Source organism: Ferruginibacter sp. (assembly GCF_049840995.1).
In the GTDB taxonomy this organism is placed as follows: Bacteria; Bacteroidota; Bacteroidia; order Chitinophagales; family Chitinophagaceae; genus Ferruginibacter.
In genome coordinates this window covers 316,319-334,719 of sequence record NZ_JASGIP010000007.1, presented here as the reverse complement: position 1 = coordinate 334,719, position 18,401 = coordinate 316,319, and the positions used below count along the sequence as shown (strand labels likewise).

Here is an 18,401-nt window from a genome sequence, read left to right as displayed (position 1 = left end):
ATTTTCTTTACACAAGTTTCAGTAAATTACAGCTTTACTAAAATGAACTGTTATGAAACAATATTTGCTTGTTGCACTGCTTTTTGCCAGTACACATATAATGGCACAGGAAGCCATCGAATACCAGGTACCTCCCAAAGAAATTTATGATCTTGTAATGGCCAAACCCACACCCGGCGTAAGCTTTGACAGTAAGGGACAAAATATGCTGGTACTCGAGCGCAGCAGTATGCCCACCGTGGAAGACCTGGCCCAACCGGAATTACGCATTGCCGGTTTGCGTATCAATCCCAATAATTTTTCTCCCAGCCGCAGCGCTTATTTCACTGCCATTACCATAAAAGAACTGGCAAGCGGTAAAGAATTTGCAGTGGCAGGATTGCCGGCCAACTTAAAAGCCGGTAACCTGCAATGGAGCCCCGATGAAGATAAAGTGGCGCTGACCAACACCAGCAACAGCACGGTAGATATTTACGTGATCACTATTAAAACACATAAAGCAGTTAAAATAAACAAGGCTGCTGTAAACCTGGTGCTCGGTGCCGCATTCGACTGGATAGACAATAACAGTTTGCTGTATACCGCAGTGAATAAGCCATTAAGTATGGCGCCTAAAAAACCGCTGGCTCCCAAAGGCCCCACCGTGCAGGAAAACCTGGGCAAAGTGGCTGCCAGTGTAACTTACCAGGACCTTATTAAAAATCCTTTTGACGAGAGCCAGTTTGAATTTTATGGCACCACGCAATTGATAAAGAATACCAATGGCGTGGAAACAAAGATCGGCGCACCGGCCATTTACAGTAGCGCCAGCATTTCGCCCGATAAAAAATATTTACTGGTGGAAAGAATTGACAAACCTTTTTCTTACCTGGTTACCGCTGGTGGTTTTAATTCCACCATGTTGATCACTGATATGAACGGAACAACAGTAAAACAACTGGCTAAATTGCCCAGCAGCGAACTGGCGCCTACGGGCAATGATAATGTGCTGAATGCCCCGAGAGGATTTAACTGGCTGGATAATTTTGCCGCCACCGTGCAATGGATAGAACCTTTGGACAGTGGTTTGATAAAAAAGAAAATGGATTATCACGATGCCGCCTACACGCTGGAAGCGCCTTTTACCGGTGCACCTAAAGAACTGGTAAAAACTGCGCAGCGCATGTACAATATAAGCGATGTTAACACCGGCCTATATTTTGTTACAGAAGGCTCCAGGGCAAAACACCGCCAGAAAATGAGCAAACTTACTGCAGATGGTAAAATGGAAGTATTGATCGACCGCAGTACAGATGATGCCTACAATGACCCCGGCAGCCCGCTTACAGAAAAAAATAAGTTTGGCCGCAATACCATCAAACTGGTGAATGGTGCAGAAATATTTATGCGGGGCATCGGCGCTTCATCTAAAGGAGACCTGCCTTTTCTGAATGTATTCAACATCAACACTAAAGAAACAAAACAGCTGTGGCGTTGCGAAGAACCTTATTATGAAACGGTGACCGATGTGCTGGATTTCGATAAACTCATAATTGTTACCAACAAACAAAGTCAGACTGATCCTCCGAATTATTATGTAAGAAATTTAAAGGATAATTCAGCGAAAGCCATCACAGCCTTTGCTGACCCGCAGCCGGGCTTGCGGGGTATCACCAAACAAAAGATCACGTACAAACGTAAGGATGGTGTGGACCTCGCTGCCGATCTCTACTTACCCAAAGGATATGATCCAAAAAAAGACGGGCCGCTACCGGTAATGATGTGGGCTTATCCACGGGAATTTAAAAGCGCTGCCGATGCTGCACAGCTGCGTGGCAGCAAATATACTTTTACCAGGATCGGTTATGGTTCAATAATATTCTGGGCAACACAAGGTTATGCCATCATGGATAATACAGAGTTCCCTATTGTAGGCGAAGGTGATAAACAACCCAATGATAATTTTGTGGACCAACTGGCCTGGAGCGCCGAAGCTGCTATCAATAAAGTAGCCTCCATGGGTGTGGGCGATAGTACAAGAGTGGCAGTGGGCGGTCATAGTTACGGCGCTTTTATGACAGCTAACCTGCTCGCACACACGAATTTGTTCAAAGCAGGTATTGCCCGCAGCGGCGCTTACAATCGCACACTCACTCCTTTCGGGTTTCAAAACGAAGAGCGCACTTACTGGCAGGCGCCGGAAGTATACAATGCCATGAGCCCCTTTATGTTTGCCGATAAAATAAAAACACCGCTGCTGATGATACATGGCGAAGCGGATAATAATCCCGGCACCTTCCCTATTCAGAGCGAACGTTTATACAATGCCATTAAAGGGCATGGCGGCACTGTGCGTTTTGTGCAGCTGCCTTTTGAAGCGCATGGATACGCTGCTAAAGAAAACATCCTGCACATGCTGTGGGAACAAAACCAGTGGCTGGATAAATATGTGAAGCATGCCGGCGGCAATTATGTAAAGTAATGCATAGGTATATTAATTCAACACAAAAAAATTAAATGCCGTTTCTTCTTTGCATCATTGCTGCGCTATATCTTATTGCCGGTTATTTTTATGGTAGCAGTAAGCTAAAAAATTACGATCATCTTAAGCATACCATCAGCGAATTGGGAGAAACCGGCAGCGCTTATGAAAAGCAGGTTGGGTTTGGATTGTTCCTGCCCGCAGGCCTTTTATTCGCTGTCACCGGGTTGCTGGCACTTAGTGATACTTCCGCAATGGGATTGGCATTTTCACTGGCAACAGGCTATATCGTTGCGGCATTTTTTCCCTGCGATGCAGGATCCCCTTCTGCTGGCAGCTGGAAACAGCAATTGCATAACCTCGGCGGCTTTATTGAATATGCAGGCTGTATTATTTTTATCATGAAGGCAGGAGAAAATGATGCCATGTTATGGTTTATTCCGTATAAAGTGATCGGTGGTATTGTGATCGTTTGTATCATTATCACCTCCATTCCTAAAAACCCGGTAAGAGGATTAATGCAGAAGATAGCAGAATTATTATTACTCGCCTGTCTCTTGCGCCTCTTATACTGATCAGCGAACTTATATTTTAAATGCAATTACATACCGTTCAAAAACAAAGAGTCCCGCATAGTGCGGGACTTCTTTGTAATCATGATCTAAAAAAACTACTAATTCAACTCTGCATATCCTATATCCGGGCTGGTACCCAGGAAAGGTAAGCCAATGTTAACACCTGCATTCACCAATGGAGAACCGGAAACCAAAATATAGTTGGCACCGTAAGATGGTGTTACAGTCTGGTTAGCGCTGTAAGTATAACTGGTAGGCGCTGCACCAACAAATGAAGTGATGGCAGAATAATTATAGAAATTATTGTTGGTCACTGTCAAAGTTTTTAAAGGCGAATTACCACCGTGGCGCAGGAAGTAAGCTGCATTACCACAGTTGTTGTTCTTGAATTCAAAGTTGCTGAAAGTACCGCTGCCGCTGTATGGGAAGTCTACTGCATATACCGGCCTGTTAGATGCATTACCGATCATGGTGTTGTTGTAGATCTTGATATTATCAAATACCAGTCCTGCATCACCATTGCTCATGGCAATAAAGTAACCGCCGTTCACATTGCTCATCAGGTTTTTCTGCACTTTAATATTTTTTACCACATCATTCGGGCGTGGGGTAAAGATGATACCATTCCTGTAATTGGTGATGGTATTGTTCTCAACGATCGCATCTTCAGTATGGAATTCCAAAGTGATACCGCTTTCGCCGAAAGAAGATGGCGTGGTAAGGGTGATATTATTATCATGTACCCATACGCTGTAAGCATAGGTTCCTTTGAACTGGTGGTTCAGATCGATACCGCCATCTTTGATGGTATTGTGATCGATCTCCAGTCCCTGTTCGTCAAACAATTCGATACAGAAATCCCAGTTGTAAGCGCCATTGCCATTAGCCAAAGGCTTTTTAGTAAGGGTATTGTTGTAGATCCTTCCACCCCTTATAAAACCATTCAGGTAACCTTTGATAGGCCAGCCATTGTAGCCTTCTGCCCTGCTGTTTTGAGTAATGGTGTTACCATAGATCTGGATGCCCTGCTGGCCGCCGATGTTCAAACAGCCTGCACCATAATCCCTGCTGCGGTCATACTCCGCACAGTTGATAACGGTATTGTTGTAAAAGCTGTTACCGGTAGCATACACAGCAGGCGCCTGGTTGGTATTATCTGTACGGCCGCTGAAAATAACACCACGGTTGATGTAATTGGTGATATAGCAATTATAGATCGCTACATTCTTACGGCCAATTACTTTGATACCCTGGTAGGTCTTCATCTGTCCGTCAAATTTCAGGTTGCTGATGTGCTGGCTGCCATCCGTACCTTCAGTAGCAGAGTACAAAGCAAGTACTTCTGCAAATTCTGTTGTAATAGCTGTAGAGGTGATATAAGAACTTGTACCATCACCTTCAATACTTACGCCGGGTGCTAATGAAGAACGCTGCGTTTCATTATAAGTACCGGCATTTACGTGAATGATAGAACCTTTGGTGGTTACTGCTGTAGTTGCTTTATACAGGGTTTTCCAGGGACTGCTGGCGGTACCTGTATTGGCATCATTACCGGAAGGACTGATGTAATAAGTGCCGGCGGTACCGGTTCCGGTGCCATTGGGCTTGATCCTTAATGCTTCAGCAGAAGCAGAGTCAACTGCTGCCGCAGCTTCGGGCTGAACGAATTCATTTTTTTTGCAGGCAGTAAAACTTGCAGCCGCAAGTGCAATAAGGGCAAGCGGATTTCTGAACTTTAAACATTTCATAGGTGTTTAGTTTATTTGTGTTGATTAATAAATAAAAAACTAGCGTAATCGGTTTCTCCGAAAAAACAAATTGCTACAGATGGATTTGATTGATTAGCTTATTACCGGTGGGAAGATTATTGCATGGAAAACTGGCCTACGGATTCTGAATACTTAGTGCTTATAGCCTGGAAGCAATGTTCAACTTAACGGTTTTTCATAAGTGCCAACACATTTGCACATATCACGCCACGAAACGTTAAGGAATATTTAAAACGAAATATTTGAAAATATTTTACTACTAAGTTCGTGTAGTATCAATACTACGGCAGGTTTCAGCAGGTTGCTGTTATATTATTATAATAAGAGAAGAAGATGTTCAATAGTTATCGAGGCATTCCCGGATCATCTTTTTAAAGTCGGGTGTTTTGAGTGTTTCCTCCGTAATCTTGGAAAGATCAGCAGCATCAGGATATTTCTTTTCGATCTTTACCAGCATACAGCTGCAATAGCTTTTAGCCTTATCAGCCCCCAGGTTATCCTGGGCCGTTTTTACACAATCATTATAAAAATCACTGCGGTCCTTGTTGGTCCAGTTAGAAGTAGAACTAAGGCAGTCATTGATCTCTTTTTTCCATTCCGGTGTTTGCAGGGTCTCTGCGGTAACCTGTTCCAGTTCATCCGGCGAAGGATATTTCTTTTCGATTTTGGATTGCATGCAATAGCAATAATTACGGGCCGTATCTTCTCCAAGATTTGGCTTTGCTGTTTTGATGCAATCATTAATAAAATCCGTGCGGTCCTTGGGCATCCAGCCTTTTTTAGCAGTGGAATCCTGTGCAACAGCAGCAGTATTAAATATGATCAGCGCCAGTATAAAGGCAAAAAGAGGTTTACGCATAATAAGGTTTTACATTGTAATATTACTGCATCCCGCCGAACATTACTATACCCAATGGCACTTATTTTTACCGCAGGTACGGTCATTGGATGATACTGAATGCGTAAATTGCAGTAAAACCATTTTCAATGTATAAAACAGCCGCATTACTTTTTCTTTCTGTAACCGTACTGGTTTCCTGTAACCAAAATACCGGCGCTGCCGATGATGATGGCCTGGCAGCTTTCAGTGCCGACAGCATGAAGGCGCATATCGCCATGCTGGCATCCGATTCCTTTATGGGCCGCAAGCCATTTACCATTGGCGAAACAAGGACCATCGATTACCTGCAGCATGAATTTGCAGCCGCAGGACTGGAGCCTGGCAACGGCACCAGTTTTTTGCAGGATGTACCTATGGCCAACCTGCTGGCCACCGCAGCGCCCTCCATGCAGGTACAAACGCCCAAAGGCAATTTTGATCTGAAGGCGCCGGACGATTATATCATCTGGACCAATAAGACGGATTCGAATATCGTGGTGGACAAAGCTGATCTTGTATTTGCAGGCTATGGCGTAGTGGCGCCTGAATATAACTGGAACGACTATGCGGGAATTGATGTAAAAGGAAAAATCGTGATCGTAATGGTGAACGATCCGGGTTTCTGGGCAGGCGATACTACTTTATTCAAAGGAAAAACAATGACCTATTATGGCCGCTGGACCTATAAATATGAAGAAGCTGCCAGGCAGGGTGCCAAAGGTTGCCTGATTGTGCACAACACTGTTGCAGCAAGCTATCCTTTCAGCGTGCCGCAAAATAATTTTAATACCACCAAGCTGCAGCTCGATAACCGCGGTAAGGATATCAAGAACAGTGATGCCATCGGCTGGATAACGGAACCTGCTGCCAACAGGTTATTCGCTGCTGCAGGATTTGATTCTACATTATTAGTAAAAGCAAACCAGCGTGGATTCAAGCCTGTGCCGTTGAACATCAAAGTATCCACCAGCATGAAAGTAAAAACGGAATACAATAAATCTTACAATATCATTGGCAAGATCACCGGCACCAAACATCCCGATGAAGTGATCATTTATACGGCACACTGGGATCACCTGGGTATAGGCAAACCGGATGAGACCGGCGATTCTATTTACAACGGCGCTTATGATAATGCCACCGGCACAGCAGGATTGCTGGAACTTGCCCGTGCATTTAAAAGCATGAAAACAAAACCTGAAAGAACGATCATTTTTCTTTGTGTAACTGCTGAGGAACAGGGATTGCTGGGTTCTGCTTATTATGCACAAAACCCGATCTATCCTGCAGCAAAAACATTGGCAAACATTAATATGGATGGACTTGGACGTTTTGAAAAAACAAAAGACATCATCGTGGTGGGAGAAGGACAATCGGACCTGGAAGATTATTTAAAAGAAGCAGTGGAAAAAGACAGCGGCTATATTTCTTTTGAGCCGCATCCGGAAGCCGGCAGTTATTACCGCTCCGATCATTTCAATTTTGCAAAAGCGGGTATCCCTGCCCTTTATATTGAAACCGGTATTGACGTAGTAGGTAAAGGAAAAGAATATGGCAAGCAACTGGGCGATACTTATACCTCCAAAAATTATCATCGTCCATCCGATGAATTTGATGCTGCCACCTGGACAATGGAAGGCGGTATCAAAGACCTTAAATTGCTTTTTAAAGTAGGCAAACGCCTGGCCTTCCAGGAAAAATGGCCGGAGTGGAAAAATGGTTCTGAGTTTAAAGCACTTAGAGACAAAAAATAAGGATTTAACGATCTGTATACAACGCCCGGGAAAAGCATCCCGGGCGTTTTTTTATGCCGGTAAGGAAGCTGTTGTATAGTACTTATGCTACAAATTAATAAAACCCGCAACTACACAGCAGTACTACAGGTGCTTTTAACTTTATGTTATAAACATTTAAACAGTTTTCGCATCCAATTATCAGGTTAAAAGAAAAAACCACAATCATGGAAACTTATACAAATCAAAAAGAGATCCTGCTGGTAGCCGACAGTTGCTTTTTTACAAAGAACTGGTTGAAAAAAAGCGAAACAGCAGCCGAAAGGAATTTTTCTTCGAAAGAAAAATTAATTGATGCCTGCTGGAACGGGCTGGTACCGGAAATACTGCCGGAATTTTTTGGAGCAGATACTGACAGATCATTAAGTCTGTGGGAGATCAATGACGCCGGCGCTTTTGTTGACCTGGTGTTTTGCGATTGCGTACAACCAAAAGACAAGGAATTTTCGGTAAACCCCTACCTCTTTATGCAGGTAAAAGAATATAACTAACAGTAACTGCATGGCTCCATGCAGTTACTTTCCTGTTTTATAGGCCACAGCGCCCTGCCGGCTTTTTGTCCCTTTTTTTCTTTTGCTTCCTCTCCTGTTTATTTATATTTGTTACCATAATGATCCGTTTTATGGTAAAGCAGCACACAATAATCCTCTTTCTTTTTTTTATATCACTTACAGCAACACTGCATGCCCAGAAAAAAGTTACCACTACTTATTTCGGTGGCCATGGCTGTATCGATCTTACTTTAGAATTATACAGCGACTCCACCTATCGTTTCGAAAGAAGGAGCGGATTATTTATTCCGTCTAAAGCGGTAACAAAAGGTGCTTATTTAATAGCAGACAGCAGTATTACCCTGTACCGGAAAAAGAAACTGCATTTTCTTTATTTTAAACTGGAGAATAAATACCATGAGGATACTTACAGGATTCGCAATGATAAGATCTTATTGTACTCTCCCGCACGGGAAGCCTCTGCCGACTCGGCAATGATAAAAGACTATAACACTTTATGGCGCAGTAATAACTAACTGAATTTTCTTGAAGAAAAAATATTTTATACCGGTACTTTTCTTTTTTTGCCTTACTGCCTGCAGCAGCGGAAAAATATTTCGCCCGGATATTCCCGATCGTACCGCAGCTGAAATGACAGGCACAGCGTTTTTTAAAACAGTAGCTGCATGGAACTGGCAGCAAAGAGATTCGCTGGCAGTAGAACAAATACTGAGTGGTAATATCCCTTCTTTTCTTAAACAGTTTGTACCTGTAAGTTCAGTTATAAAAGACAGTAATGGCATTGAACACAAAGCTGTATTTTATGTTGCGCCTGATTATATTGCTATCGGTAATGACGAAGACTGGGCAAGGGTTCCGCTTACACCTATGGCGGCACAAAAAATTGCCGACAGCTTCAACTGTTTTTTACCCACCCGAAAAATGGTGGATCTTATTTACCGGCAAGCCGTTGTTAAACTGGAACCGGTGCCCATGTATGCCTTCAGGGACAGCAGCGTGACCATGTGGCAACACCATTTAATAATTGAAGGGCAACGCAAAGGCAGGAAGGGATTGATCGCTGGTATCAAAAAAGACCTGGTGCTTTCTGGCAAGATCACCCGGGATGCAAAACCTAACCGGGAAGCCATCTATGGTTGGCACCAATTGAACGGGCAACCCATACAACCCTTGTACAGCGGCCACGTGAACTGGTGGGTCGATTACAGTCATGGTATACGATTGATCAGTCGCATTATAAAAGTGGACGGCCGCATGATGGATTATGTGGATGTACTAAAAGATCCCGTATTGCAGCAATTACTTTGCGATGAGGAATGGTGCGATTGCTACCGATATTCCTATTGATCTATTTTTTGCAGGTTTATTTAAATTCTATTTTTAAAGAATTATTTTAGCGTCCTGTTTTCCTTATCCAAAAATTACTTTATGAGGACATACTTAAAAAATAGCTTTCTCCCTGTCATACTGTTCGTATGTATCAGCTGTTGCTCCTGCAGTAAATCAAAAGAGGTGCCAGCAGCCGATAATTTTACGTGGACACATAAAACGATAGTGCATACCACAAGCACCGATACTGCCTTCCTCAATGCATCCGGGCTGGCGCTTCCTGCTTTCAGCATTGTGGCTGGTTATCCCCGGTCATCTTATTCCATGCTGGTAAGGGTACAGTTTGTATTGACCTCATTTAATACCGGCACCTACAATATTACAACAACAGCACCCGGCGCTCCCAATGCTGTATATTATATAGATGATGACGGTTTTAACCTGCAAGGCAATTCCGGAACAGTGACCATCACTGCCAATAGTAACAATAAAATTTCAGGGAACTTTTCTGTAACAGTTACAAATGGTTCAGCAAACACAGCGCTTACAGGAAATTTTACAGATATGCCGGTGAAATAATAAAAAATGTATGGCCATTCAAAAGCCGTAACAACTAAACTGCTCATGGATAAGCATTATTTAGAAAACGAAAAATTTGAAGGGATAGATTTTACTGCAAAAGTTTTTGAACAGGGGCATTATGAAAATTGCAGTTTTACCACCTGCAATTTTTCCGGCATCAATCTATCCGGGATCATTTTTGAGAACTGCAGCTTTAATGATTGTAACCTGGGCATGGCCTTGCTGGGCAAAACCGCTTTCAGGGATTGCCGCTTTACCGGCTGCAAATTACTCGGCCTGCATTTTGAACATTGCAACGAGATCGGCCTTGAATTTCACTTTGATCATTGCACACTTGATCTTTCTTCTTTTTACAAACTGAAAATAAAGCAAACAGTGCTTAAACATTGTATCATGCACGAAGTGGATCTTACAGAAACAGATCTTACTGCCGCCATTTTCGATCATTGCGATCTTGCAGGCGCCGTGTTTGATCGCAGCATTTTAGAAAAAGCAGATCTCCGTACTTCATACAACTACACCATCAATCCTGAAATAAATAAAATTAAAAAAGCAAAATTCTCCAAAGAAGGACTGGCCGGACTATTATCCAAATATGATATTGTAATAGAATGATGGTTTGCAGCCTGTTTTATCTTATCAGCAAAAGGCTGCCTTTCATATCGGGGAAGCTGGTGCCGTAAAAATGAATATAATAAACGTACGTGCCGCCCGATTGCGGTTGTCCACCATAATTACCATCCCAATCCACCACCCCACCTTTTACATGGTACACCAGTTGGCCGTAACGGTTGTACACACTTACTTCGGCGCCAAATGCAGGATCGAGGAAAGGTATCTGCCAATGATCATTTTTACCATCGGCATTGGGTGTAAAACTATTGGGCACAAAAATACCCGGCACCACTTTAACGATCATGGTATCCTCACTGCTGCAACCATACGCAGAACTGGCATTCAGTATATAGGTTTTATCCGCAGCAGGATTTGCAACCGGTTCCAGTAAAGAAGCATCACTTAAACTTTCCGGCGGATGCCAATAATAAGTTGGGTTCTCTCCACTCACCTGCCCGAGAATAGTAACACTCGTACCTGCTATCATCACCCTGTCGGGACCTGCACTCACTGTGGGTTTACCATGCACATTTACCGCCACCACATTGGATGCAATGCGGCAGGCAATGATGGTAAGCGAAGTTTTTTCTGTTACCGTATTCCGGTACCAGTAAGACCCGGCACCAGTTGGTTTGCGCAGGTAAGTAAGTGCAGTAGCGCCTGTAATATCCTTCCAGTTCGCTCCCGAATCGGTGCTCACCTGCCATTGGTACACCGGCGAAGTATACCCGGTGGAAATGGTGCCGTTAAAAGTATATTGGGTGGTATTGCCTTCGCAGATATTGACCGTATCAGGATTACCCTGTATGGCCGAAGTGAAGGTAACGGGACTGCATGGACGAAAAGTAATATCGTCGAGTGCAAGATCGTTGCCGCTGCCACCGGGTGCGTTATTGGTCATACGTAGTACGATCACAGGGTTATTTACCGGTGTGATAAAAAAGAAACCGTACTGTTTCCAGGTGGGCGAAGGCGTTTCGGGAATATCGCCGGTGGAATACTGGTTCAGTATAGCGCCGGAAGGTGTTTCGATACTGAAAGTAATATTGGGTTTGATACCAGCCCTGTTCAACACATTCATGATCCAGGATGCAAATTCATACGTGGTATTGGGACAAAGATCTGTTACAGTGGTCACAAAAAAATCGCCCGGGTTATAAGATGCATTCACCAGCATGAACATGCCGCCGTTACCCGTGTGATCGGAATTAACGGTATGCCAGCTGCCGCCAAAACAACCTGAAGTGGCATTGGTAATGGTATAAGATCCATCGTTTGGACAGGTGGAACCGGTATAAGTATAGGCATTTGTGGGCGCATAAGTAGTGGTATTGGTGCCACCGGGGCCAAAGGTAATGTTCACCACCGGGTCGCCCAGGCTGCCGCTGCACAATTGCGCTTTTGCCATTGTTGCCGCAACCAGCATCATAAAGCACAAAAATATCCTGGTAAAATGAGAACGGAGATGATGCAGCAAGCGGTTCATTACGGTGTAAGTATTATCAATTGCTAAATTATCCTTTTTATTTTACACAGAAGGAAAGAATATCGAATTTGCGAATGTACGAATGTCGAATGTAAGGAAGGTTTCAAATTTCCACATCCGACATTCGCAAATTCGACATTCGACATTTTCCCATTCGATATCATTTCTGGGGCATAATACTCACCGCACATCCCCCGCCCGGCGCCAATTTCAGGCTCAACATCGTTTTATTATCCACCACCTGTTTGGTTATTTTATAGGCAGCAGGATTTTTAACATAATCGGCATCATCTGCATCAGCATAAATAATAGCGGTGTATTTTTTTCCGGCATCTAAAAAGTTCAGGTCAACTGTTGCGGTCCTTGCATTTTCATTGGTAATGGCGCCCACAAACCAGTTGTTACTGCCCTTCGCTTTTCTTGCTTCAGTAATGTATTCGCCCGGTTCAGCTTCTAAATATTTACTGTCATCCCAATCCACGGCTACATCTTTAATGAACTGGAAGGCATCCATTTTCTTTTCATATACTTCCGGCAAATCGGCGGCCATTTGCAAAGGACTGCAGATGGTTACATACAAAGCCAGTTGTTTGGCCAGCGTGGTATGTATGGTCTCTGTTTTATTTTTATCCCAGTAATTCAGTTGCAGTTGAAAAATGCCCGGTGTATAATCCATTGGACCGCCCATGAATCTTGTAAATGGGAAAATGGTCTCATGCCTTGGTTTATTGCCTTCGCTCCATGCGTTGAACTCCATGCCCCTCGCTGCTTCGCAGGCTAACCAGTTGGGATAAGTGCGGCACAAACCTGTTGGCCTTACCGGTTCATGAGCATCCAGCATGATCTTATAAGAAGCTGTTTTTTGCGCCACCCGCACATAATGGTTTACCATCCACTGTCCATCGTGGTGTTCTCCCCGTGGAATGATATGGCCTACATAGCCCGTCTTTACTGCATCGTAGCCGTTGGCTTTCATAAATCGGTAAGCCGTATCCATCTGCCTTTCATAATTGGTTGCAGAACCGGATGTTTCATGATGCATGATCAGTTTCACTTTTTTAGAAGCTGCATAACGATGCAGTTCTTTCACATCAAAATCAGGATAAGGTGTTACAAAATCGAAAACATTTTCTTTATACTGACCAAACCAGTCTTCCCAGCCGGTGTTCCAGCCTTCCACCAATACGCAGTCAAAACCATTCTTTGCAGCAAAGTCAATATAACGTTTAACATTAGACGTAGTAGCGCCGTGCTTACCGGTAGGTTTTAAACCTTTCGGATCGAAAGTAGTGGCATTCTGGCTGCCGGCGTAATCCCAGGTTGATTTACCCACATGCATCTCCCACCACACACCCACATACTTGGTAGGTTTTATCCAGCTCACATCTTTTATCACAGATGGATCATTTAAATTAAGGATGGTATGCGATGCCAGTATATCAGTGGCTTTGTCCGAAACGATAATGGTTCTCCACGGCGTTTTTGCAGGTGTTTGCAAATAGGCTTTATTACCCAACGCATCGGGCACCAGCACTGAGTTGAGCGTAAAAGAATTTTTATCAATATGCAGGTTCATGGCAGGATAATTCACCAGCGCCGCCTCATGAATATTGATGTATAAGCCGTCGGCTGATTTCAGCATTAAAGGTGTTTGCACCGCATCTTTATCAAAGAATTGATGGGCAAAAATAGCCGCCGCGTATTTAGGATCATCACCATTAACCTCGCTGAGTTTGGTAACATTCGGGCTGAATTCATTGCTGTCATAATCGCCCGGTATCCAGAATGCTTTATGATCTCCGGTCAAATGAAAGCCCGTCTTTTCATCCGCCACAATAAAATGTTTCAGGTTTTTCTGTTCCGGAAATTCGTAACGGAAACCAACACCATCATCAAATACTTTAAACACAATATTGAATTCGATGGGGTCACTTCCTTTTTGTGTAAGCTTTACTGTCAACTGGCTGTAATTATCCCTGATCTCTTTTACATCGCCCCAAACAGGTTTCCAGGTGCTGTTGGAGCTGCTTTGTACACTGGATACAACAGTAAGATCCTTGGTAAGCGATGGTAAAGCCTTATCGGTCATGGTTTCCTTCAATTCAAGCCCCATCGTGGAACTGAGTACGACCGGTTTATTTTTATACGATACTTCATACATCGGGCTGCCGCTATCCGTAAGCCAGAAGTTGAGTACTATGTTTTTGTTGGGAGAAAAGACGGTGGTCTTTGTTTGTGCAAAACCTGCAAAGCATACCATTGCCGCAATGGCGGCAAACAGCAATCGTTTTAAAAGCATCGTGTATACGTTTAGGCAGTAAATGTATCAATTATTGTGTAAATCGTACACTATTCGGCCGCTTTATTGGATGGGTGGGATGCGTTTATGCCATCTACAACGTTTGCAGTTGATAAAAAAATGAACGAATTACTTCCTTATAGCTAGAAAAAACTATTTTCTGCCGGTGGCGGCCCAAAAAATACCTGCGTATAAATGATTTAAAAATGCTGCATCACTGAAAACAGTTGGCAAATGCCCCAAAGCTGTATAGAAAGAACGGCCGCCATCAAAATTGTGGTACCAGCTTAAAGGATGAAATTTTCCCATGCCCTCTCCTTTCTTTTCACCCCATTGTACCTTTGGATTATAACTGGATTCATCTGCTGCTAAAATATATTTAAGATCGGAAACTTTTTCCGGCCCGAACTCATAGAATCTCGTCGGTCCATAATTTATTGCCGCTAAAACCCTGCAGGCCCGGAAATTTATCATCCACAATATTCAGTGCAAAGGTCTGTATGGGGGGATGTATATAAAACATCCTGCCTACTAACTTCGTGTACCAGTCCCAGTCATACTCGGTATCGGAAGCACTGTGAATGCCTACATAACCCTTGCCCGACTGGATAAAACGCTCCATTACTTTTTGCTGAGCAGAATCAAAAATATCGCCGGTGGTGTTCAGGAAGATCACCACTTTAAACTGTTCCAGGAATTTATCGGTAAAACCTTTAGGGTCTTCCCACAGTACCACATCAAAATTGTTCTTTATACCCAATTGCTGAATAGCCAGCACGCCTGCGTGAAGCGATTCATGATGCCAGCCCCTGGTAGTCGTTACCAGCAGGGCTTTGAATTGTTTTTGTGCCATAGTTGAGGAAAAAATAAATAATTGCATTGACAGCAATACAATAGCAAACTTTACCGCTTTCATTAAAATCAGTTTTTAATTAAGGGTATGAAGATAAAAGAATATTCAATTGAAAATACAATTAAATACCCAGCACCGCTTTCAGTTTAGCATACCCTGCCTTGCTCACCGGCAACTGCGCCCCCGTGGTAAGTATTGCCAGCTGGCTGTCCTTTTCATAAGGTGTAATGCGGGTGATGAGTGCCGCATTTACAATATACGAACGGTGTATACGAATGAATTCCTGCTGCGGCAGGCTGTCTTCAAAATACTGCATGGTCTTCTTCTTTAAAAAGATGCCATCCGCCGTTATGATCTTTATATAATCATCCGCCGCTTCAATATACTGTACCTGCGGCAACGGGATGATCTTTATCTTACCATTATCCTTTACCACAATGCGGTTGCTTTGTGCTGGCGATTGCAACGCTGCTGCTGCCACGGCCTGCGCCATATTATTTTTATGCAACAGCATTTTCTGCATGGCCTTATCAAAACGGTCCTTACTGAAGGGTTTCAATAAATAATCCGCTGCATGGGCGTCAAAGGCTTTAATGGCATATTCTTCAAAGGCAGTGGTAAAGATCACCAGTGGCGGGTTGTCCACCAGTTCCAGCATTTCAAAACCATTGATCTTGGGCATTTGTATATCCAGGAAAATAAGGTCGGGCTGGTGGTGCTGTATGGCTTTCAATCCTTCAAACCCATCATTGCATTCGTCTGCCAATACAATATCTGTATAAGACTGCAGGTATTCTTTTATGATCGATCTTGCCAATGGCTCATCATCAATTATGATCGCTTTCATCATTTGCTGTATTTAAATCAATATCTACTTACTTTATTTAAACATTTGCCTGCGGTACATGCAGCACGGCAATAAATAATTCCCCTTCTTTTTTTATTTCCAGCAGGTCCGGCCGGCCAAACAGCAGGAACAAACGGCGCCGGATAGACGCAATTCCAAATCCCGTACCTTTTACCGGCATGGCCGTTAATTCGTCGTAGGGATTTTGTACCGATACTTCCAGCATGCTGCCATCCATCCGCGCCGAAATTAGTATTTCCACCTCACCAATAGTGTCGTACAAACCAAATTTAATGGCATTCTCCACCAGTGGCTGCAGCAGCATGGCGGGCAATTTAAAAGGCAATGCCGCATCATCACATTGTATCCTCGATTGCAGCCGGTAACCAAAGCGCACTTTTTCAATATCCAGGTATAATTGCAGGTGGTCCAGCTCTTCCTGCAAAGTTGCCCATTGCTGTCCTTCATTACGCAAAGTGCCCCTTAAAAAATCCGACAGCTGCTGTATCATGTGCCGGGCCTTTTCAGGCTGCTGACCGGTTAATGCACTGATGGAATTAAGGCTGTTGAACAAAAAATGCGGCTGCAGTTGCTGGCGCAGTTTGTTCAGTTCCGCCTCACGGGCCAGTTTTTCAGTATCCACCCTGCGCTCATTCTCTTCCTGCTGGTCTTTTTGTGTATACCACAGTAAGCTCAGCAAAGTATTGCAGGCCAGCAGCAGGAATCCCACCGCATATCTTAATACCAATGTATGTTGTAAAAAAAGCAGGTATGCGTCATCGTTACGATAAATGGCTCTTAATATCAACCGGGTTGCGGCCAGGCAGATAGCGCCCAGTGCAAAAGATATAATGAGCACATACAGGTATTTCTCTTTTTTAGGCAGGTAATACCGCATGTTGTTGATCACAAACAAACAAAAAGCGGCCAACAGTAAACAGCTGATCGCTGCGTCTGTGGCCGCCCTGTTCCAGGCTATACCAAAATAAGTGAGTATCGAAGTATGTACACAACCGCACAGCAGCCACCATGCCATAAATCCAAAGACGGTGGACCTTTTATTACCCGTGCTTTTTATCTTTTGTAACAAACCCCTTATTATTTAACTGTTCAATTCGTGTATACCCTGCTGCAACAGGTTATCAGCTTTTAATTTTGTATTGCGAATGTACAATTCAGCATCGGCATCTTCACTGGTACAGGACCATACTTCGGCGCCATCGATGGATTTGTTCACCGGGAAGAGTTCTGTTACATCAATGAATTTCCATTTTATAGGCAAGCCGTTTTCCACCAGGCTCACCGTCTCCCGCTCTCCTATCAATCTTGCTTTGTGAAAAGCATGCAGCGCATCTTCCGCTGCCACCAGGCGCAACTGTTCGTTGAATTGTGGTTGATGCAACCCGCTGCCGCAGGTGAACCTGTACACTAATTTTGCCAGATACCAGTTCATGGCGTTTTGGTTTTGCAGTTAATTAATAGCTTTTGATCTCAACTCCGCCAAACACGACCGGTCCTCTTAATACCAGTACTTTTTCTGTATTGCTGCCGCTTTCGGCGCTGTATTTTCTTTTATCATCCACACCGTGAAACACACCATCCAATTCGTTGTACACCGTCCAGTGCGGGGGCACCACCAGTTTTACGCCGCCAAACACCACTTCAAAACGGATCTCTTTTTTACCATTGATATCGGCTTGCGTAAGATCGATATCCGCACCGCCAAACACACAACTTATGCGGCCTCCCTGGAAATTCTTGCTCACAATATTTCTTTGCACACCACTGAACACAGAAGACACTTTTAAAAAATCACTGCTGTCAGTTGAATAATTGTTGCCGGCGGTACTGCTTTGCCAACTGGTTCCTGAAGTGCCCGTCATATTATTCCACTGCTTTTTTTTTTCGTCTTCCATATTATTGTTTTCCATCCTTCTTCTGCCATCGGGGCGCAGTATAAAAAGTACGCCCAGGGCAATAATGGCTACCGGCCAGAAATAAGGCGCCAGTTTCAGATCGGGAATGAACTTGTCGGCAAGAAAAAATCCACCAACACCTAACAGTATGATCCAGGTATTGTTCCTGAAATTGTTTTTAATACCACTGTAAATACCGACCACGATCAGTATCATGGGCCAGCTGAACAGCCAGTATGGTAAGGGAAAGCCTGAATTACGTAACAATAAAGCTGCGCCCACTGCCACCAGTATCAGGCCGGTCAATATCCTGGTCTCCTGTCTCCTGTTGTCTTTAAAATTGTTTTCCATTGTTGTTGCTTTTGTGATACAAATGTATACCGGCCATGCAGGGCCGCAAAGCTGTAATAGGCTGTTATAGTAAAATAGCAGGTGAACGGGGTTATTTTGTCGGTGAAAATATCCGGGAAAATTCACCGCCGCG

General features: G+C 43.7%; 18 protein-coding genes. 8 read left to right on the top strand and 10 right to left on the bottom strand.

The features are described 5' to 3' along the window. Positions 1 to 52: 52 nt before the first annotated feature. Both QM738_RS19910 and QM738_RS19905 read left to right on the top strand, forming a co-directional pair. Entirely contained in the window at positions 53 to 2,461 is a 2,409-nt protein-coding gene (locus tag QM738_RS19910) for an alpha/beta hydrolase family protein (RefSeq protein ID WP_462278502.1), read from the top strand. 35 nt (positions 2,462 to 2,496) lie between these two features. Further along, complete coding sequence (locus QM738_RS19905; RefSeq protein ID WP_462278501.1) at positions 2,497 to 3,036, top strand: DUF998 domain-containing protein; 540 nt, start codon at positions 2,497 to 2,499, stop codon at positions 3,034 to 3,036. 98 nt (positions 3,037 to 3,134) lie between these two features. On the opposite strand, the gene QM738_RS19900 is transcribed toward QM738_RS19905, so the two are convergent. Together QM738_RS19900 and QM738_RS19895 are read right to left on the bottom strand one after the other, a co-directional pair. Beyond that, on the bottom strand, positions 3,135 to 4,784 hold the full coding sequence (locus QM738_RS19900) for a hypothetical protein (protein WP_462278500.1): 1,650 nt from the start codon (positions 4,782 to 4,784) through the stop codon (positions 3,135 to 3,137). A gap of 358 nt (positions 4,785 to 5,142) precedes the next feature. Next, positions 5,143 to 5,664 (bottom strand): hypothetical protein, encoded by a 522-nt coding sequence (locus QM738_RS19895; RefSeq protein WP_462278499.1) that lies wholly within the window; start codon positions 5,662 to 5,664, stop codon positions 5,143 to 5,145. Between the two features lie 128 nt (positions 5,665 to 5,792). Between QM738_RS19895 and QM738_RS19890 the strand changes: the two genes are divergently transcribed. The 6 genes from QM738_RS19890 (at position 5,793) to QM738_RS19865 (ending at position 10,516) form a co-directional block, all read left to right on the top strand. After that, positions 5,793 to 7,439, top strand: a complete 1,647-nt coding sequence (locus QM738_RS19890; RefSeq protein ID WP_462278498.1) for a M28 family metallopeptidase — start codon at positions 5,793 to 5,795, stop codon at positions 7,437 to 7,439. Positions 7,440 to 7,645: 206 nt separating this feature from the next. Then, positions 7,646 to 7,969: a hypothetical protein gene (locus QM738_RS19885; protein ID WP_462278497.1), complete on the top strand. Its 324-nt coding sequence runs from the start codon at positions 7,646 to 7,648 to the stop codon at positions 7,967 to 7,969. Between the two features lie 131 nt (positions 7,970 to 8,100). Then, a complete protein-coding gene (locus QM738_RS19880; protein WP_462278496.1) occupies positions 8,101 to 8,505 on the top strand; it encodes a hypothetical protein in 405 nt (134 codons plus the stop codon). A 10-nt stretch (positions 8,506 to 8,515) separates the two neighbouring features. Beyond that, the gene (locus QM738_RS19875) at positions 8,516 to 9,337 is read left to right on the top strand and encodes a hypothetical protein (RefSeq protein ID WP_462278495.1); all 822 of its coding nucleotides are present in this window, start codon (positions 8,516 to 8,518) and stop codon (positions 9,335 to 9,337) included. Positions 9,338 to 9,502: 165 nt separating this feature from the next. Next, complete coding sequence (locus QM738_RS19870; protein ID WP_462278494.1) at positions 9,503 to 9,898, top strand: DUF6252 domain-containing protein; 396 nt, start codon at positions 9,503 to 9,505, stop codon at positions 9,896 to 9,898. A gap of 45 nt (positions 9,899 to 9,943) precedes the next feature. Continuing rightward, a complete protein-coding gene (locus tag QM738_RS19865; RefSeq protein ID WP_462278493.1) occupies positions 9,944 to 10,516 on the top strand; it encodes a pentapeptide repeat-containing protein in 573 nt (190 codons plus the stop codon). A 16-nt stretch (positions 10,517 to 10,532) separates the two neighbouring features. Here QM738_RS19865 and QM738_RS19860 read toward each other — a convergent pair whose 3' ends face one another. From QM738_RS19860 to QM738_RS19825, 8 genes are all read right to left on the bottom strand, one after another. Then, the gene (locus QM738_RS19860; RefSeq protein ID WP_462278492.1) at positions 10,533 to 12,002 is read right to left on the bottom strand and encodes a gliding motility-associated C-terminal domain-containing protein; all 1,470 of its coding nucleotides are present in this window, start codon (positions 12,000 to 12,002) and stop codon (positions 10,533 to 10,535) included. A gap of 160 nt (positions 12,003 to 12,162) precedes the next feature. Next, a complete protein-coding gene (locus tag QM738_RS19855; protein ID WP_462278491.1) occupies positions 12,163 to 14,301 on the bottom strand; it encodes a glycoside hydrolase family 97 protein in 2,139 nt (712 codons plus the stop codon). A 153-nt stretch (positions 14,302 to 14,454) separates the two neighbouring features. Further along, positions 14,455 to 14,775: a ThuA domain-containing protein gene (locus QM738_RS19850; RefSeq protein ID WP_462278490.1), complete on the bottom strand. Its 321-nt coding sequence runs from the start codon at positions 14,773 to 14,775 to the stop codon at positions 14,455 to 14,457. Continuing rightward, positions 14,711 to 15,217 carry a ThuA domain-containing protein gene (locus tag QM738_RS19845; protein ID WP_462278489.1) on the bottom strand — a complete coding sequence of 169 codons (507 nt, stop codon included), beginning with the start codon at positions 15,215 to 15,217 and terminating at the stop codon, positions 14,711 to 14,713. Before QM738_RS19845 ends, QM738_RS19850 begins: the two co-directional genes overlap by 65 nt. A 58-nt stretch (positions 15,218 to 15,275) precedes the next feature. Next, the gene (locus tag QM738_RS19840; protein ID WP_462278488.1) at positions 15,276 to 16,004 is read right to left on the bottom strand and encodes a LytR/AlgR family response regulator transcription factor; all 729 of its coding nucleotides are present in this window, start codon (positions 16,002 to 16,004) and stop codon (positions 15,276 to 15,278) included. Between the two features lie 34 nt (positions 16,005 to 16,038). Further along, positions 16,039 to 17,091 (bottom strand): sensor histidine kinase, encoded by a 1,053-nt coding sequence (locus tag QM738_RS19835; protein ID WP_462278487.1) that lies wholly within the window; start codon positions 17,089 to 17,091, stop codon positions 16,039 to 16,041. A 12-nt stretch (positions 17,092 to 17,103) separates the two neighbouring features. Further along, a complete protein-coding gene (locus QM738_RS19830) occupies positions 17,104 to 17,454 on the bottom strand; it encodes a DUF4288 domain-containing protein (protein WP_462278486.1) in 351 nt (116 codons plus the stop codon). A 22-nt stretch (positions 17,455 to 17,476) separates the two neighbouring features. Next, on the bottom strand, positions 17,477 to 18,268 hold the full coding sequence (locus QM738_RS19825) for a LiaF transmembrane domain-containing protein (RefSeq protein WP_462278485.1): 792 nt from the start codon (positions 18,266 to 18,268) through the stop codon (positions 17,477 to 17,479). Positions 18,269 to 18,401: the final 133 nt, after the last annotated feature.

Bases quoted from the DNA above. Each gene is read 5' to 3' on its own strand.
- QM738_RS19910 (WP_462278502.1), top strand. From the start codon at position 53: ATGAAACAATATTTGCTTGTTGCACTGCTTTTTGCCAGTACACATATA.
- QM738_RS19905 (WP_462278501.1), top strand. From the start codon at position 2,497: ATGCCGTTTCTTCTTTGCATCATTGCTGCGCTATATCTTATTGCCGGT.
- QM738_RS19900 (WP_462278500.1), bottom strand. From the start codon at position 4,784: ATGAAATGTTTAAAGTTCAGAAATCCGCTTGCCCTTATTGCACTTGCG.
- QM738_RS19895 (WP_462278499.1), bottom strand. From the start codon at position 5,664: ATGCGTAAACCTCTTTTTGCCTTTATACTGGCGCTGATCATATTTAAT.
- QM738_RS19890 (WP_462278498.1), top strand. From the start codon at position 5,793: ATGTATAAAACAGCCGCATTACTTTTTCTTTCTGTAACCGTACTGGTT.
- QM738_RS19885 (WP_462278497.1), top strand. From the start codon at position 7,646: ATGGAAACTTATACAAATCAAAAAGAGATCCTGCTGGTAGCCGACAGT.
- QM738_RS19880 (WP_462278496.1), top strand. From the start codon at position 8,101: ATGGTAAAGCAGCACACAATAATCCTCTTTCTTTTTTTTATATCACTT.
- QM738_RS19865 (WP_462278493.1), top strand. From the start codon at position 9,944: ATGGATAAGCATTATTTAGAAAACGAAAAATTTGAAGGGATAGATTTT.
- QM738_RS19860 (WP_462278492.1), bottom strand. From the start codon at position 12,002: ATGAACCGCTTGCTGCATCATCTCCGTTCTCATTTTACCAGGATATTT.
- QM738_RS19855 (WP_462278491.1), bottom strand. From the start codon at position 14,301: ATGCTTTTAAAACGATTGCTGTTTGCCGCCATTGCGGCAATGGTATGC.
- QM738_RS19850 (WP_462278490.1), bottom strand. From the start codon at position 14,775: ATGATAAATTTCCGGGCCTGCAGGGTTTTAGCGGCAATAAATTATGGA.
- QM738_RS19845 (WP_462278489.1), bottom strand. From the start codon at position 15,217: ATGAAAGCGGTAAAGTTTGCTATTGTATTGCTGTCAATGCAATTATTT.
- QM738_RS19840 (WP_462278488.1), bottom strand. From the start codon at position 16,004: ATGATGAAAGCGATCATAATTGATGATGAGCCATTGGCAAGATCGATC.
- QM738_RS19830 (WP_462278486.1), bottom strand. From the start codon at position 17,454: ATGAACTGGTATCTGGCAAAATTAGTGTACAGGTTCACCTGCGGCAGC.
- QM738_RS19825 (WP_462278485.1), bottom strand. From the start codon at position 18,268: ATGGAAAACAATTTTAAAGACAACAGGAGACAGGAGACCAGGATATTG.